The organism is Corynebacterium callunae DSM 20147 (assembly GCF_000344785.1).
GTDB classification, from domain to species: Bacteria; Actinomycetota; Actinomycetes; order Mycobacteriales; family Mycobacteriaceae; genus Corynebacterium; species Corynebacterium callunae.
The window spans coordinates 980,468-996,485 of sequence record NC_020506.1 but is presented as its reverse complement, the minus strand read 5'-3'; the positions used below and the strand labels follow the sequence as shown (position 1 = coordinate 996,485).

Here is a 16,018-nt window from a genome sequence, read left to right as displayed (position 1 = left end):
CACACAAAGCGAAAACCTAGATTAGACGATAGTCCAGTTCTCCAGGCCCTCGTACAGCGGGTAGTTAGCTGCAAGCTTTGCGACGCGGCCACGCAGCGCCTCAATATCGGCAGCCTTGCCCTGCGCCAAGGCGGTACCGATAATATCGGCAACCTCGGTGAAACCAGCGGCGTCAAAGCCACGGGTTGCCAAAGCAGGGGTACCAATGCGCAGACCAGAGGTCACCATTGGCGGACGAGGATCAAAAGGAACCGCGTTACGGTTAACAGTGATGCCAACCTCGTGCAGCAAATCCTCAGCCTGCTGGCCATCCATCTGGGAGTTGCGCAGATCAGCCAAAACCAGGTGCACGTCGGTACCACCGGTTAGCACATCAATTCCAGCAGCCTTTGCATCGGATGCGGTAAGACGCTCAGCCAAAATACGAGCACCTTCAAGGGTGCGCTCCTGGCGATCGCGGAACTGATCAGTGCCAGCGATCTTCAGCGCAGTAGCCTTTGCAGCAATAGCATGCATCAAAGGACCACCCTGCTGACCAGGGAAAACAGAAGAGTTGATCTTCTTGGCATACTCCTGCTTAGCAAGAATAATGCCGGAACGAGGTCCGCCAAGAGTCTTGTGAACGGTGGAGGAAACCACGTCAGCAAAAGGAACTGGGCTTGGGTGCAGACCAGCTGCAACCAGACCAGCGAAGTGAGCCATATCGACCCAAAGCTTTGCGCCAACTTCATCCGCGACGGACTTGAAAGCCTCAAAGTCAAGGTGGCGTGGGTAAGCAGACCAACCGGCGATAATCACCTTTGGCTGCTCCTTCAGAGCCAGCTCACGAACCTGATCCATATCAACGCGCATGGTCTCAGGGTCAACTCCATAAGCAACAACCTCATAGAGCTTGCCGGAGAAGTTAAGCTTCATACCGTGGGTGAGGTGACCGCCATGAGCAAGCGAAAGACCCATGATCTTAACGCCTGGCTCGGCAAGGCTCATCAACACAGCAGCATTAGCCTGTGCGCCAGAGTGTGGCTGTACATTGGCAAAATCAGCACCGAAGAGGGACTTCGCACGATCGCGTGCAAGATCTTCGATGATATCTACTTGCTCGCAACCACCGTAATAACGGCGGCCGGGATATCCCTCGGCATATTTATTAGTAAGAATCGAACCCTGTGACTGCAAAACAGCACGTGGTACAAAATTCTCAGACGCGATCATCTCAAGAGTGTCGCGCTGGCGGGCTAGTTCCCCAGCAATGGCCGCAGCCACCTCCGGATCAAGCTCGCTCAGTGGCTGGTAACGGACATCGTCCGCATGGTGGGCATCGGTCATCAGGTCAGCTAACCTTTCACAAGACGAATCCCGCGCGTAAGACCTCACTCGCGGGACAGGTACGCAACCTAGCATAGACCTTTAAAGGTCAGATAGAAAAGTAACAGCAGTCTTTGGGTTCAACTGTGGCTCGAACTGTGGCTCGAACTGTGGCTCGAAGCTCAAAATTTCGACCCTTGTGAGCTCCCCCTCACAACAAAGGTGCACAATGGACTACATGGCAGAACAAACCGCTGCGGCTGCGCAGCTTGCGCGCAGCTCTCACCGCACTCCGGATTTCAGCCCCTACCTGGACTTTGATCGTCCGCAATGGCGTGAACTAAGAAAATCCATGCCCCAGGTGCTTACCGAAGATGAAGTCATTGAGCTACGCGGTATCGGTGAAAATATTGACCTCGAAGAAGTCGCTGAGGTCTACCTTCCCCTGTCTCGTCTCATTCACCTGCAAGTCAGTGCCCGACAGGAACTAACTGCAGCTACTGAGACCTTCTTGGCAGCATCCACCAGCGTTCCCCTCCCAAAAACCAATGTGCCCTTTGTTATTGGTGTTGCTGGCTCTGTGGCAGTTGGAAAGTCCACCACTGCCCGTTTGCTACAAGTTTTGCTGCAGCGCTGGAATTCCCATCCACGCGTAGATCTGGTTACCACCGATGGTTTCCTCTACCCCGCTGCTGAATTAAATAGGCGCGGACTGATGGCACGTAAAGGTTTTCCGGAGAGTTATGACCAGCGAGCCTTGCTGCGATTTGTCACAGATGTAAAATCCGGCAAATACGAGGTAAAGGCTCCGCTTTATTCCCACACTGCGTATGACCGCCTGCCGGGCGAATTTATTACAGTTTCCCAACCGGACATTCTTATTGTGGAAGGCCTTAACGTCCTTCAGACCGGCCCAACACTGATGATTTCAGATCTTTTTGATTTCAGCGTCTACGTAGATGCCCGTACTGACGATATTGAAAAGTGGTACATCGACCGCTTCCTCCAATTACGTCACACTGCCTTTAGACGTCCCGGCGCGCACTTTTCGCACTATGCCGATATGAGCGATGAAGAAGCCTCCGCTGTGGCACGTGAGCTATGGCAATCAATCAACCTGCCCAACCTGGTGGAAAACATTCTTCCTACCCGTGTGCGTGCTTCTTTGGTACTCAAAAAAGGCAGCGACCATTTGGTTGAACGGGTGCGCATGCGCAAGCTCTAATGCCTTAGCGCTGCAAGCTCAGCGCTTGCGGGCTTGGCGCTGCAAGCTCAGCGCTTGCGGGCTTGGCGCTGCGGTTTAGTTCTGCTGTTTAATCCTGCTGTTTAGTTCTGCGCCCAGGCCACAATCTCGTCGAGGCGCCCAAGATCTACCCGATCAACATCTGTGTCAAAGGTGTTGATCATCATTTTGTCATTGGCGCTTTTCATTGGCTTGGCCTTGAGCATATTCACAATGGTCCACATGGTGGTGCGATGTGCAGTGGAAAGTTCGGAATAGTTCAGGCGACCTGGAAGATAAAAACGCTGCACCGAATCAGCTTTTGAGCCTAGCGCCTTGGCAGCACCATCTTTCTTCTGAGCTACTTCATCCAAGGTCATGCCCACTGTGCAGAGCGCAACTTTCCGCTGGCCAAAATCGGTATATGAGACGAACTTGGCACCTGGATGCATAGGGCCATGTACCGGGCTAAGCACAATTACCGGTGCGGTGGAATTGGCTTCAATGGCAGCCGCTGCCTCAGTAAGATGTAGCGCTTTAACTCCCAAGCGGGTTGCTAAATCCTCTGCGTATTGGCGGGTTGAACCGTAGGTTGATTCGAAGGCAACGATGTAGTCAGACATTTTTCTCCTCAGGTGGGCGGTGTTTAGCTATTGCAATTAGTCCCGCACCAGAACTATTTTCTGAAATCTATTTTCCGAAACGCCTGCTGCGCTGCGAATAATCACGCAGGGCGCGCAAGAAATCAATTCTGCGGAAGGCTGGCCAATAAGTATCAGTAAACCAAATTTCAGAATACGCCGATTGCCACAGCATAAATCCAGAAAGACGCTGCTCACCTGAGGTACGGATCACTAAATCTGGATCTGGTTGTCCGGAAGTATAAAGATGTGTAGAAATAGCGCCCACATTTACGCTTTCAATTAGCGCTGGGATATCTTTGCCTGCTGCAGCGCCTTCAGAAAGAAGCTTGCGCACGGCATCAACAATTTCCTGGCGACCGCCGTAACCGACAGCCATATTGACTGTAATTCCAGTGTTTCGCACGGTGGCTTTTTCCGCGGCGCGCAAACGGGCTGCCACATTATCGGGCAACAAATGCACATGGCCAACAAGACGAACCCGACAATTGGTTTCAGGACGCGCTAATTCATCCGCAACATCAGCGATGATGTCAAAGAGCAATTGCAGCTCGTCGGAGGAGCGTCCCAGATTCTCCATGGAGAGCAGGTAAACGGTGACAAGGTTGACGTCAACGTCTTGGCACCATTGCACCATTTCCCCAATTTTTTTGGCGCCGACACGGTGCCCATGGCTGACATCAGTAAATCCAGCTTCACGCGCCCAGCGCCGATTACCATCGCACATAATGGCAACGTGACCGGGCTGTTTGGCGTCCTGAAGTTCTTTTAGCAGGCGACGCTCATAAACCGGGTATAGCAGTCGGGGCAGGTTAAACACATGTCCTAGTCTAGCCCCCACACCACTGTGGCATGGGAGCTACCCTCCAATTCACATGCAGATTATTGTGCGGAGTTACGACGCTCGCGCACAGCTGCTGCCAATTCCGCCAACAAATCAACGGTGGTATCGATATCAATGCACTTATCGGTTACAGACTGGCCGTAGACCAAGCCACTGCCACCATTGATGCGCAGCTTTGCGGGATCAAGGTTCTGTGCACCTGCTACCAGGAATGATTCAATCATGATGCCTGAAATTGCTTCATTGCCTTCCGCAATCTGAGCAGCGATTTCCTTAACCACACCGATCTGCTTGACATCGTCCTTGCCGGAGTTGGCGTGGGAGGCATCAATCATCAAACGGGCATTGCCACCAAGCTTTTCGACGGCGGCCGCCACCGAAGGTGCATCATAATTCGGGCCGGCGGTACCGCCGCGCAAAATAATGTGGGAATTGTTGTTGCCGGCGGTTTCGACGACGCTGAGCTCTCCGTCATCAGAGGTTCCGAAGAAGAAGTGTGGGTTCTGAGCAGCCTGAACGGCATCAATTGCTACCTGGATATTGCCATCGGTGCCGTTTTTGAAGCCGATTGGCATAGACATCCCAGACGCCAACTGGCGGTGAACCTGGGATTCGGTGGTACGAGCACCAATTGCGCCCCACGCGACGGTGTCTGCGTAGTACTGCGGGCTGTTTGGCTCGAGGAATTCGCAACCAACTGGAAGGTCAAGATTTACTACGTCGATAAGCACCTTGCGAGCAAGGCGCAGGCCTTCTTTAATGTCGTAAGTCTCGTTGAGGTGAGGATCATTGATCAGACCCTTCCAGCCCACAGTGGTGCGTGGCTTTTCGAAGTACACACGCATAACAACCTTCAGGTCGTCTTCAAGGCGCTTTGCCAGAGGTGCCAAGCGGTTTGCGTAATCAATTGCTGCTTCAGGATCGTGCACAGAACAAGGTCCAACAACAACAACGAGGCGGTCATCTTCACCAGCGAAGATATCAGCAATTTCCTGGCGATCGCGCTCAACCTTGTCAGCCTGCTGTGCGGTCAGCGGATTTGCCGCGATCAGCTCAGCTGGGGTTGGAAGCTTGTGGAAAGCCACAACGCGCTTGTTACTGGTAGACGCTGCGTTGTCGAGGGAAACCGGGGAGCTCATGGGATGTGGTGCCTTTCAGGGCTAGAAGACTATATGGGAAACAAAAAAGCAGCCCCTCGACCCTTGCGGGGAGGTGCTGCTCGACTCCGGAACTTGTTCGCGTTAACTTGGCACAATTAATGGCCAGCTTGCGCGGGGAACCCCGGAGCCGGACATAAAATAAAATCGTGCTGCGAACATGTTCAAGACCTTAACACAACTCTTAATTAAAAGAAGCCTTTTTTCGACTTTTCATTCAGACCCGCTTCTGCCATGGCCTTGCGGACTCCTTCAATATCAAAAGGATCAAGGCCATGGCGCTCAGCGAAGATACGCCTACGGTTCATGCGTGACCAACGACGATGAAACATCCAGCCAAGTGTTAATACCGCTGCAAGCATGGCAACAATGAGCAAAAGTCCAACTGGAGAAGCTTTTCCGAACTCTGGCCCCAATGGGCCACCTTCTTGTTGTTGCGCAAGAATAAGGGTTTGGGTGTTGTTATATGCGCTCGCGGCGGTATATAACACTGGGCTGAAATCAATCACGCCTGGAAAGTCCTTCCTAAAGGATGTTGTCTTTAAGCATTATTCTGCATCGGGAGTGATTCCAGCAAACAGGTCATCCTCGGGGATTGAGGTTTTTACCCGAGTTTTTGCCAATTCAAATTCTTCTGTTGGCCACAGTTCCTGCTGGACCTCTACTGGTGTTCCGAAGAATGCGCCAGCGGGATCAATCTGCGTAGCGTGGGCACGCAAAGCTGCATCACGCTGTTCAAAATACTGAGCACTTGGCACCTGCGTGGTTACTCGAGCCATAATATCGGCTTGGTTGGCCTGCCAGCGCTCCAGCATTGGAGTGTAGGGGCTGGGCTTCCCCTCAGCAATTAGTAGGTCATGGAACATTTGCATGCGCTGACGAATAAAGCCATGGGTGTAATAAAGCTTCAAAGGCTTCCAAGGAGCACCAGCTTCGGGCTCATAATCAGCATCGCCAGCTTTTTCCCACGCTTGCATGGATGCCTCATGAACCTTGATGTGGTCAGGGTGTGGATAACCGCCGTTTTCATCATAAGTAATGATCACATGAGGCTGGAATTCACGGATTACTGCGACCAAGTCACGGGTCACCTTATCCAAGTCCTCCAGCGCAAAACAGCCTGCTGGCAATGGCGGAAGTGGATCACCTTGTGGCAGGCCGGAATCTTCATATCCCAACCACCGGTGTTCGGTTCCCAAGACTTCCATGGCCGTGGCCATTTCCTTCTTACGGATTTCAGAAATATTTTCCAGCACACCTGGCTTGTCCATGGCTGGATTAAGGATGTCACCGCGCTCACCTCCCGTACAGGTGACAACCATTACTCGATTGCCTTCTGCCGCATAACGAGCCATCGTGGCCGCGCCCTTACTGGACTCGTCGTCTGGGTGGGCGTGGATCGCCATTAGGCGTAGACCACTCACGTGTTTCATCCTTTCTGTAGCAATTTCTACTTTGCTAAAAAATTAGTTGATTTGTATTCAATCCATGATAACCCTATGTTCGTCGACCCCGGTTATCAGTTTTCCCGATGACGACTAATATATTGACTATCCCCACTCCGCTAGATCATATTTTTGACTCCGGCGGTTACCATGCACGGCTTTGAAGAGGACGTCGACGAACTTCGCCATGAGCACCAATTCCAACGCTTCATCTAATTCCAAAATTCCAAGCTCCCAGCGCCCCAGCAGCCGTTATAACACTGAAGGTGGGACCATAAGTGGCGGGAATTGGGGTGGTAAGGCGATCGCAATCGTGGGCGTCTTATTGATTATCGCCTTGATCGTTGCCTTTGCGAACTTTATGAATAATCGTGAATCTCAGACGGTATCTGGCCAAATGGGCTCTTTTGAAAGGATCGACGATGACACATTCCGCTTTGAAGTTGATGTCACTCGTGATGATCCCAGCCAGAAGGCTTATTGCATTGTGACTGCTAAGGACTATTCACATGCAGAGGTTGGACGTCGAGAAGTTTTGGTTGAGCCAAGCGATCACTCCACTGTTCGCATCTCGACATTGATCCCCACCCGCGACATTGCGGTTTCCGGTGGCGTTTATGGATGTTCCACCATTATTCCTTCACATATGAACTTCTAAAGCTCCAAAAAATTGCTGTGCTAAAATTTGCAGCAGAAAGCGTACGTTGACATTGCCGGTCAATTTCCGCGTGCATCATGTAACTATTGGCCCCGGGGAAAACCGGGGCTTAAGTCATGACATGAGCACGGTTGACCGGTGATCTACCTCTACAGTTCCCGGGAGGGTAAACACCATGGCAAGTGCAGAAAAGCAGTACATCACCCCTGAAACCAAGGCTAAGTTGGAAGAGGAGCTCAACGCTCTTATCGCCCACCGCCCAGCCGTAGCTGCAGAAATCAATGAGCGTCGCGAAGAGGGCGACCTGAAGGAAAACGCAGGCTACGACGCAGCCCGCGAAATGCAGGATCAGGAAGAAGCTCGAATCAAGCAGATTTCTGAGGTGTTGGCTAACTCCACCACCGAGCGCGAAGGAATCATCGAAGGCGTCGCACACGTTGGCTCTGTGGTCCACGTTTATTATGACGGTGACAAGAGCGACAAGGAAACCTTCCTTATCGGTACCCGCGCTGCCGCTTCCGAGAACCCTGATCTGGAGACCTACTCCGAGCAGTCCCCACTGGGCGCTGCAATTCTTGGTGCTCAGGAGGGTGATACCCGCGAGTACACCGCTCCTAACGGTTCGGTTATCTCTGTCACTGTGGTTTCCGCAGAACCTTATAACTCTGAAAAGGCAGCAGCGCTGCGCAACAAGGACTAAGGAACTTATCTAAAAATGTCTTCACATTCACAAAAGCTTTTGGCATCCGCTACTGCAGCATTGGCTGCGTTGGCTTTGGCTGCTTGTACTCCTCCACACCAGAACGATTCTGACCTCAAGGTAGAAACCGCAACTGGTGTTGAAGCTCCTACGCACTCCTCCACCGCTACCACTGTGGCAGCAGCTGCGAATGCTCCTGGCTATATCGATTGTGTTGGTGCTCCAGAGCAGCAGCCTGCAGAAATCTCCCTCAACTGCTTGGATAACAGCGAGCAGCTTACCGAGATTCACTGGGATGCATGGGAAGCAACTTCTGCAACTGGAACTGCTACCCGTGTAGTCACTGCCGCCAATGGCGAAAAGACTGAGACCAAAGACGTCGACGTTGAGCTTTCCTTCCCTACTGAGTCTTCTCAGGGTTTGGTCTTCGCACAGGTCACCGTTGATGGCGAAGTTATTGCTCTTTAAGCTGAGCTAAATAAAAAATCCGGTTACCTCCACGATGGAGGTAACCGGATTTTTAGTATCTACTACTAGTCATTTCTGAAGTAGCTGAGCAGACGCAAAATTTCGGTGTAGAGCCACACCAAAGTCACTGCCAAGCCGAGGGCTACGCCCCATGCCATCTTTGCAGGAACGCCTTCGCGAACCATACGGTCTGCTGCATCAAAGTCGGTGAGGAAGCTAAAAGCTGCCAGGCCGATGCAGAAGAGGGAGAAGATTATAGCGATGATGCCACCATCTCGAAGTGGGCTCGTACCGAGGAACATTGCCATAAAGAAGTTGCCCAAAGCGAGCACCAGCACGCCGATCATCATGGAGGTGAGGATGCGGTTGAACTTAGGGGTGACCTTGATAGCGCCAGTCTTATAAACAAAGAGCATGCCGATGAATACACCGATGGTGCCCAGCACTGCTTGGCCAATCAAAGCGCCGGCGTCGGAAGCTCCAACGGTAAATTCGGAGAGCAAGAGCGAAATACCACCGACAAAAAGGCCTTCAAAAACTGCATAAGTAAGGGTGACGGCTGCCGAACCGTACTTCTTTCCGAAGGTGCTGATAAGGACGGTTACAAAACCGCCGATCGCGCCAATCAGGGTCAGCATCATGCCGAGGGCTGGGTTAAAGAGCCAGACGCCAAAAGTAATCAAAGCCGAAACGACAATGACCGCAAGAGTGATTCCAGTTTTGGTAATCACGTCATCGACGGTCATGGGGCGTTCTGTCCGCTGAGGAGCAGAGTTTTGTTGGTAGACACCACCGAAGTTGTCGTAACCGCCGTATGGGTTTTGGCCGTGTGGCCTTTGAGTTTCCTTCAGGGAGCTAAAAACGGGATTGCTGCTTCGCAAGGGGGTCCCCGATCCTTTCAGTTGATTTTTTACTTCATATAAATCAACGTCGATAATCGAGTTTTAGTTCCCCAATACAATTATTTAATGCTTATTTATAGAAATAGTTGTTTTTAGTTCACTGCAGTTTCCAAAAGCTGCGGGTTTTCCACCACCTTGAGGAGCAATTCCTGTTCCTTATGCAGACTTAAAACACGATCCAAATTCATATCTTCTTCGGCTACACCGATTGGAACAGGCAAGGCAATAGAGCCTGCGGCAACGTCAATTCGAGTGTGTGTACCTGCCGGGATGGTAGCCATATCTCCTTGGCCTAAGAAGCGGCAATACCCATCAGTGGTAACCGTTGCGGTGCCACTATGAATCCATAATTGTTGATCCCGAGTTGCTTCAGCAAATGCGGTTAGAGCTGGAATTTTAGGAGCCTGCCCTACTGCTCCCATACCTATCTGAGCATTTGTAAATGCTGATGGAGTTGCTCCAGTATGTCGTCGAAAAGCGCGGGTCAAGCTACTGGTCGCCGCAAAGCCAACTAGGTTGGCGGCCACTGAAATGCTGAAATCATGGGCCAACAAGCTAGAGGCGACAAAAACGCGCTGGGCAGCACGCCACTCACTAAAAGAAAATCCCGTGGACTGCAGGAACTGGCGCTGAAGGGTACGCGCGGACACGCCCTGTTGCGCGGCGAAAGCTTCCAGACTCGTTTGGTCCGCTGGGTTGGCAGCCAAAACCTGCGCTACGGAGCGAGCCTTGCGAGGTGTCGGCAAAGGAGGAGCGGCGATGCGATCCCTAAAAAGCGCCAAGATTTCCGCCGACAAGCTACGCTCCCCGAGGAGACTGCGACTGTATTCATAAATGAGGCGCTCATTCCATGCCTTGCCCAGATGAATTCGACGGGCGGAACCTTTGAGAATTTCCGGATTGAACTTAATTTCCAGCAATAATGCGGTATCGCGATCCTCCCAATGCAGGCCGTTGGGGACGTGGAGGAGATCTCCGGCTACAACGCTAAAGCTTGAATCAGCAACATGGACTGTGGTTGTGCCTGCACTGCACCACAATAGGCTGGCTGTGTTCATAAAAGCTCCTTTTCGACCTCGCCGAATCCTCGGCCATTTCACATTAATGTAGGTTACGCTAACCTCACTTGATTTGAATGTGATCCTACCGTTTCTTCACATGGGATAGCAAGGAATTTTGCGAAAGTGAAAACTTTAAAGGGCTTGCCAGTTGCGGGAATAAACTATGACTAGGCTCAGTTATGAGTATGGTCAGGACATTTCATGTCTGTACAGCAACCCAAAAGGATTAATCTATGACTTCCCTCGACGCTATATGGCAGCCATTTACGCTGGGAGAAATTCAACTGTCCCACCGTTTGGCCATGGCTCCCATGACCCGAAATCGCGCCGATTCCGAGGGCGTACCCGGCGATCTTATTAGCGAGTACTACCGCCAACGCGCTTCCCTGGGACTAATTATCAGCGAAGGTGCACAGCCTTCCGCCGTCGGCCAGGGATATATGAATACCCCCGGTATCTATACTCCTGAGCACATTGCAGGCTGGTCAAAAGTAGCGGATGCTGTGCATGAAAACGGCGGCCACTTGTTCATCCAGTTGATGCACGCGGGACGACTTGCCCATCAGGACAACAATACCGAAGGTCAGTTGCCTGTAGCACCGTCTGCAATTTCCGCGGAACAGGAAATTTATACCCCCAACGGTAAAGAAATAGCTCCTGTTCCACATGAACTCAGCACTGCTGAAATTCAGGATGTTATTGCAGAATTCCGCCATGCTGCTGCTTCTGCAGTTGCTGCCGGCGCCGACGGTGTAGAAATCCACTCCGCAAATGGTTACCTCCTTCACCAGTTCCTCGCCCCCAATGCCAATCAACGCACTGATGAATACGGCGGATCTGTAGAAAATCGCGCCCGCATTGTCATCGAAGTAGCAAAAGCAATTTCTGAAGAAATTGGTGCCCACCGTACCGGTATCCGTATCTCCCCGGCCTTCCCACTGGGTGGACTCGACGAAGGTGATGTCACTGCTGTTCGAGCGCAATACGAGTACTTGGTCTCTGAGCTGGCCAAATTGAACTTGGTTTATCTCCATGTCCACCACCTCGGAGATGACGAGCTCTTGGCATCTCTGCGTCAGACGTGGCCTACTGCTGTGCTGGTTGTTCGTTATGGACGCGAAAGGGAAAATATCGCGGCCGATGTTGAGGCCGGACTAGCAGATATTGCTCCTTTGGGACGTATGGCTCTTGCAAATCCAGATATCGTAGAACGCCTTCGTACTGGAGCTGAGCTAAATGATGTGGATCCAGCAACGCTTTATGCCGGTGGTGCCCATGGCTATACAGACTACCCAACTCTCAACCAAGCCTAATTCGCTCAAGTATAGAAAGCTTAGAAAATGACTTCACTTAAAAATGCCGTTGTCCTAGTTACCGGCGCAAACGGTGGCATTGGCCGCCAATTTGTTGAAGAAGCACTCACTCGTGGTGCTGCAAAGGTATACGCGACTGCTCGTCAACCCCGCGAGTGGGAGGATGAGCGAGTTATTCCTCTGCAACTTGATGTCACAGACCCCGCCTCCATCCAAGCCGTAGCGGAACAGGCTTCCGACGTCACCGTATTGATCAATAATGCTGGTGTCTCAACTCAAAGTACTGGCATTTTGACTCATACTGATGAAGAGATTCGTTCTAGTATGGAAACCAATTTCCTCGGACCACTGTTCCTCTCCCGAGCATTTGCACCTCTTCTTTCCCAGCACAGCGGTGAGGCTGCCATCATCAACATCCACTCCGCTTTGTCTTGGAATGCCCTCGCTGGCATCTACTCAGCTACCAAAGCGGGATTGTGGTCAGTTACCAACTCACTGCGTTTGGAATTGCTGCCTGCCGGAGTTCATGTGATGGGCGTGCATATGGGATTTGTCGACACTCCAATGGCAGCACACGCCAACGCGCCAAAACTGGCTCCAGCAGACCTGGTCAATCAAGTTTTTGACGGTCTAGCTGCGGGAAGCTATGAAGTGCTGGCCGACGATACCGCCAAGGGCTTTAAGGCTGGTTTGTCTGCTCCTCTGGAGACGATGTATCCACAGCTAAACGCTGAGAACTAGGCCCACTTCTCGGAATTTCTGGCTCAAGGCACACATGAAGCCCTCGCAACTCCCTATATTGGGGTGCGAGGGCTTCATTGGTGTTCTGCTGAGTGACTTTAGGCGGTGTGCAAGAAGATTCTGCGCCGCGGGCGGACATCATCCCAGGTCAACGGCCACTCCCCTTTTGAGACAATGAGCCTATTCTTATCATCCAAATTATCTGCAGCTTCAAATTCTTCAGCTGATTGGACATCATCTACAAAAATAAAAAAAGGATAGTCCAGGCAGTCTTCATTTAATTTTGCCAGACGCTCCTCCCATTCCCCATGCTGTTCTTCCTCATCAGTGGGGAGATAACGCACATAATCCAGGGGAAGCCTTAGTCTAAGGTCCTTCAAGTATTCCTCAGAGGATTCTAAATCAAATTCTGCAGCCATCTGCAAGGCCGATTGCGCACAGGATAAAGCTTGGGAAACCACCACATTGCGCTTTGCGACTCTCTTCAAACTGTCCACTAGCTTTTCTAAGAGCAATACTCGCCTCGTGAAATCAACCTGTGCACGGTCCTCTTCTAGGGCTTCTGTGAGAGTAATTGCATATGCCAACTCCACATAATATTGAACCGCCCCAACTGGAGGATCAATTTCAGAAACCAACGTACCCGGTTCCCGGTAATAATGGTGCAGCTGACAATAAGTGGTGATAACTTCGCGCAGTCCTTCCACCAATGTCATATGCGGGAGATCATAAGCCATCCCATTATGAGGTTGGACTTCAATACTGATCAACGCCGTGGCATCTGGGAAGTCGTAATCTATGGTGACATCAAGATCCGCATTAAGCTCGTCACGGCTAACAAAATCTTCTGAATCGTCATCGGAATACATGCGCGCACTTTCTATTTCGCTGAAGTTATTGCACCTATATTGCCCTATCACTTTGGATACTTGGACGAGCCACCACTGTTGTGCCAAATTAAAATAAGAAAAACCGCCACACCCGAAGGTGTGGCGGTTTTAATGTGCGTTAAGCGTTAGGCTTAAAGTGCACGAACCTGCTGAGCCTGAGGACCCTTGGCGCCTTCACCAAGTTCGTACTCAACCTGCTGGTTCTCTTCAAGGCTGCGGAAACCGCCGCTTTGAATCTCGGAGTAGTGGACGAATACGTCAGCGGATCCGTCGGAAGGAGCGATGAAACCAAAGCCCTTTTCAGCGTTGAACCACTTCACAGTTCCCTGTGCCATTTTAATACCTTATTTCTTAAGAGGTGATGCTATGTGCGTCAGCATGATTCGCTGACACCCAGGTCGTTAAAACTCCTCGGCGACCTCAACCTCCGCAGTTAATGCATGATTGTGGAAAACCGGGCGCTCGCGTGTACATCTCTTGCAAGCGCCTAAACACTGCGTACAGAAACCGCGACCATGTTCTAGTGTGCCATAAAACAGCTTCGATTGATAGTGCAAGAGCAACTTTTGTTTAAAATTCTGCGATCAGCCAACTCTGCAAGGCTGACCCAAACACGTCATGCAAACCAAATTTCACACACCTGACCTGCTATTACCTGAGAAAACTGCCGCCTAAACAATTCTCAATCTGCTCCAAAAACTATCCAGGAAACTTTTTGGAAACTGAATACATTAGGGAAAATAGGCCGCAAAAACCTGCTAAAACTTAAGCTTTCCCCGTGCACCACCCCATGCGCTACCCCGTGAACTACTTTAGGAAAACCCCAAAAACCGAAAACCCTAAGACCCTAAAGGTTCCAAAACGCACTAAGTCCAAAAATAAATAGGCACTATTTCGTCACTTAAGCCGAAATAGTGCCTATTTACCCAGCGTTTCCGCTGGTCATTGTGCCCCCAGTGGGACTCGAACCCACACTGTATTGATTTTAAGTCAACCGCCTCTGCCGATTGGGCTATGGGGGCGAATGTGAACCAAAAGCACACATTCTTAAAGTGCCAAACCGAGGTTTAAAACACCTACAACATCATAGAACATGGTGCCTTAAACCTCGGAATTGGGGGTCAAAATAAGTTCTCAAAAACTTCGAAACTAGATGTGTTGATCTACCAGACCCAGAATCAAGCCATCAAGAATATCTTTTTCAGAGATCACGATGGAGTTTGCCCCAGCTTCTTCAGCTGCGAGTTTAATGGTGGCCTGGACCACCACTGAGCCGCCACCAATAACGTCGGCCCGTCCGATATCTACCACTGGATTGCTGGCACGCTGAGCCGCAGACTCTGAAATAATCTCATCGGTTACCACCCGTAGTGCATCGAAGTTCAGCACTGATAGGTGAATAGCGTTGCGGTCATAGCTTTCTAAGCCTTGTACCCATGCAGAAATAGTGGTGAAGGTGCCAGCGCATCCCACAAAGGTCTTGGCCTTTGCGATTGGCACAATCTTCTTAACGTCTGCAATGCGCTCTGCAACATAATCGCGGGCGATTTCCACCTCGGTTGGAGTGGGGGGATCACTGCGCATAATACGTTCAGTCAGGCGCACGCAGCCCATTTGAGCTGAGTGTGAACCCAGGATTTCTCCATTGTGCTCACCAACGATAAATTCGGTGGATCCACCGCCAAGATCGATAACACAAAAAGGTCCCTGATCAGCAGGAAGATCAGCAACCGCACCACGGAAGGATAGGGAAGCTTCTTCTTCACCGCTAATAACCTCGGCTTGGTAGCCAGGTTGGATGCGTGAGAGAAGCTCCCTAGTCATAGCAAAGAACTCTTCACGGTTGGAGGCGTCGCGAGTGGCAGAGGTGGCGACCATGCGAACTGCATCGACTCCATATTCCTCCATCACCTGTACATATTCCTCTAACGCAACACGCGTGCGTGCAATGGACTCGGGGTCTAATTGGCCCGTAGCGTCTACACCTTTACCCAGGCGCACAATCTTATTGTCGCGGGTAAGTTCTTGAAGTCCATCGGTTGTGAGCTCAGAGATCAAAAGGCGAATGGAGTTGGTTCCGCAATCCACAGCAGCAAATCGCGTCATTAAACGCCACCCGCTCGGGAGAAATCAAACTCGTTGATATCAATGCCAAGTTCTTCCAGAGTAGGCCAATCTGCAGGGATGGCAGTGCCACGCAGGTCGGCGTGTTCTGCAGCTAGTGCTACTGCTTCAGTGCCCAGACGGAAATGGTCGGGGCCTTCTGCCAATGCGTATGCAATGAGCACATGTAGGCACTTCACACGGTCTGGCATACCACCACCGGAGAAGTCGGTGCCTAGATCTTCAATTGCATTGCGCTTTGCCAAGTAGTGCTCGTGAGCACGCTGGTAATCGGCACGCAGTTCTTCGTCGGTACCAAGACGATCAGTCATCCACTTCATGATCAAAGCAACTTCAAGGCGGGATGCTTCGGTGGTCAGGCGTGGATCAGTTAAATAGTAAAGCGTTGGAAATGGGGTGCCATCGTCAAGCTTGGGGGCGGTCATAACTACGCCGGGAACCCCATCAGGGCTGCGATAGGAAATTTCAAGGACTCCGCGTGGCGCCCTTCCCAGCTGCTCTTCGACAGCTTTTAGATCTGCATCAGTAACACTCATGTTATCTATTC

At 51.2% G+C, this 16,018-nt stretch carries 18 protein-coding genes and 1 tRNA gene; 6 read left to right on the top strand and 13 right to left on the bottom strand.

What is annotated here, in order from left to right; translation table 11 throughout:
* Positions 1–21: 21 nt before the first annotated feature.
* Positions 22–1,326, bottom strand: a complete 1,305-nt coding sequence (glyA, locus tag H924_RS04720; protein ID WP_015650816.1) for a serine hydroxymethyltransferase — start codon at positions 1,324–1,326, stop codon at positions 22–24.
* 217 nt (positions 1,327–1,543) lie between these two features.
* Here glyA and coaA point away from each other — a divergent pair, with 217 nt between their 5' ends.
* Complete coding sequence (gene coaA, locus H924_RS04715; RefSeq protein ID WP_029703906.1) at positions 1,544–2,530, top strand: type I pantothenate kinase; 987 nt, start codon at positions 1,544–1,546, stop codon at positions 2,528–2,530.
* A 101-nt stretch (positions 2,531–2,631) separates the two neighbouring features.
* On the opposite strand, the gene H924_RS04710 is transcribed toward coaA, so the two are convergent.
* The 5 genes from H924_RS04710 to mca all read right to left on the bottom strand — a co-directional run bounded on the left by H924_RS04710 (position 2,632) and on the right by mca (position 6,593).
* A complete protein-coding gene (locus H924_RS04710; protein WP_015650814.1) occupies positions 2,632–3,150 on the bottom strand; it encodes a flavodoxin domain-containing protein in 519 nt (172 codons plus the stop codon).
* A 67-nt stretch (positions 3,151–3,217) separates the two neighbouring features.
* Positions 3,218–3,988 (bottom strand): isoprenyl transferase, encoded by a 771-nt coding sequence (locus H924_RS04705; RefSeq protein WP_015650813.1) that lies wholly within the window; start codon positions 3,986–3,988, stop codon positions 3,218–3,220.
* Between the two features lie 62 nt (positions 3,989–4,050).
* Positions 4,051–5,151 carry a 3-deoxy-7-phosphoheptulonate synthase gene (locus H924_RS04700; RefSeq protein ID WP_015650812.1) on the bottom strand — a complete coding sequence of 367 codons (1,101 nt, stop codon included), beginning with the start codon at positions 5,149–5,151 and terminating at the stop codon, positions 4,051–4,053.
* A gap of 206 nt (positions 5,152–5,357) precedes the next feature.
* On the bottom strand, positions 5,358–5,678 hold the full coding sequence (locus tag H924_RS04695; RefSeq protein ID WP_015650811.1) for a hypothetical protein: 321 nt from the start codon (positions 5,676–5,678) through the stop codon (positions 5,358–5,360).
* Positions 5,679–5,717: 39 nt separating this feature from the next.
* Positions 5,718–6,593: a mycothiol conjugate amidase Mca gene (gene mca, locus H924_RS04690; protein ID WP_035108074.1), complete on the bottom strand. Its 876-nt coding sequence runs from the start codon at positions 6,591–6,593 to the stop codon at positions 5,718–5,720.
* A 208-nt stretch (positions 6,594–6,801) separates the two neighbouring features.
* Between mca and H924_RS13880 the strand changes: the two genes are divergently transcribed.
* From H924_RS13880 to H924_RS04675, 3 genes are all read left to right on the top strand, one after another.
* Positions 6,802–7,272 carry a DUF4307 domain-containing protein gene (locus H924_RS13880; protein ID WP_015650809.1) on the top strand — a complete coding sequence of 157 codons (471 nt, stop codon included), beginning with the start codon at positions 6,802–6,804 and terminating at the stop codon, positions 7,270–7,272.
* A 175-nt stretch (positions 7,273–7,447) separates the two neighbouring features.
* The gene (gene greA, locus H924_RS04680) at positions 7,448–7,972 is read left to right on the top strand and encodes a transcription elongation factor GreA (RefSeq protein WP_015650808.1); all 525 of its coding nucleotides are present in this window, start codon (positions 7,448–7,450) and stop codon (positions 7,970–7,972) included.
* A gap of 15 nt (positions 7,973–7,987) precedes the next feature.
* Complete coding sequence (locus H924_RS04675) at positions 7,988–8,440, top strand: hypothetical protein (protein WP_015650807.1); 453 nt, start codon at positions 7,988–7,990, stop codon at positions 8,438–8,440.
* A 65-nt stretch (positions 8,441–8,505) separates the two neighbouring features.
* Here the strand turns inward: H924_RS04675 and H924_RS04670 are convergent, their stop codons facing one another.
* Positions 8,506–9,321 (bottom strand): Bax inhibitor-1/YccA family protein, encoded by an 816-nt coding sequence (locus H924_RS04670; RefSeq protein WP_015650806.1) that lies wholly within the window; start codon positions 9,319–9,321, stop codon positions 8,506–8,508.
* 113 nt (positions 9,322–9,434) lie between these two features.
* Positions 9,435–10,400, bottom strand: a complete 966-nt coding sequence (locus H924_RS04665; RefSeq protein ID WP_015650805.1) for an AraC family transcriptional regulator — start codon at positions 10,398–10,400, stop codon at positions 9,435–9,437.
* A gap of 236 nt (positions 10,401–10,636) precedes the next feature.
* On the opposite strand from H924_RS04665, the gene H924_RS04660 reads away from it, so the two are divergent.
* Both H924_RS04660 and H924_RS04655 read left to right on the top strand, forming a co-directional pair.
* Positions 10,637–11,716 carry an alkene reductase gene (locus H924_RS04660; protein WP_015650804.1) on the top strand — a complete coding sequence of 360 codons (1,080 nt, stop codon included), beginning with the start codon at positions 10,637–10,639 and terminating at the stop codon, positions 11,714–11,716.
* Positions 11,717–11,743: 27 nt separating this feature from the next.
* A complete protein-coding gene (locus H924_RS04655; RefSeq protein ID WP_015650803.1) occupies positions 11,744–12,457 on the top strand; it encodes an SDR family oxidoreductase in 714 nt (237 codons plus the stop codon).
* A 98-nt stretch (positions 12,458–12,555) separates the two neighbouring features.
* Here H924_RS04655 and H924_RS04650 read toward each other — a convergent pair whose 3' ends face one another.
* The 5 genes from H924_RS04650 to H924_RS04630 all read right to left on the bottom strand — a co-directional run bounded on the left by H924_RS04650 (position 12,556) and on the right by H924_RS04630 (position 16,007).
* Positions 12,556–13,326 carry a hypothetical protein gene (locus H924_RS04650; protein ID WP_015650802.1) on the bottom strand — a complete coding sequence of 257 codons (771 nt, stop codon included), beginning with the start codon at positions 13,324–13,326 and terminating at the stop codon, positions 12,556–12,558.
* A 152-nt stretch (positions 13,327–13,478) separates the two neighbouring features.
* Positions 13,479–13,682 (bottom strand): cold-shock protein, encoded by a 204-nt coding sequence (locus H924_RS04645; RefSeq protein ID WP_015650801.1) that lies wholly within the window; start codon positions 13,680–13,682, stop codon positions 13,479–13,481.
* Positions 13,683–14,295: 613 nt separating this feature from the next.
* A tRNA-Leu gene (locus H924_RS04640) sits at positions 14,296–14,369 on the bottom strand.
* A gap of 127 nt (positions 14,370–14,496) precedes the next feature.
* Entirely contained in the window at positions 14,497–15,453 is a 957-nt protein-coding gene (locus H924_RS04635) for a Ppx/GppA phosphatase family protein (RefSeq protein ID WP_015650800.1), read from the bottom strand.
* Positions 15,453–16,007, bottom strand: a complete 555-nt coding sequence (locus H924_RS04630; protein ID WP_015650799.1) for a DUF501 domain-containing protein — start codon at positions 16,005–16,007, stop codon at positions 15,453–15,455. Before H924_RS04630 ends, H924_RS04635 begins: the two co-directional genes overlap by 1 nt.
* Positions 16,008–16,018 lie beyond the last annotated feature (11 nt).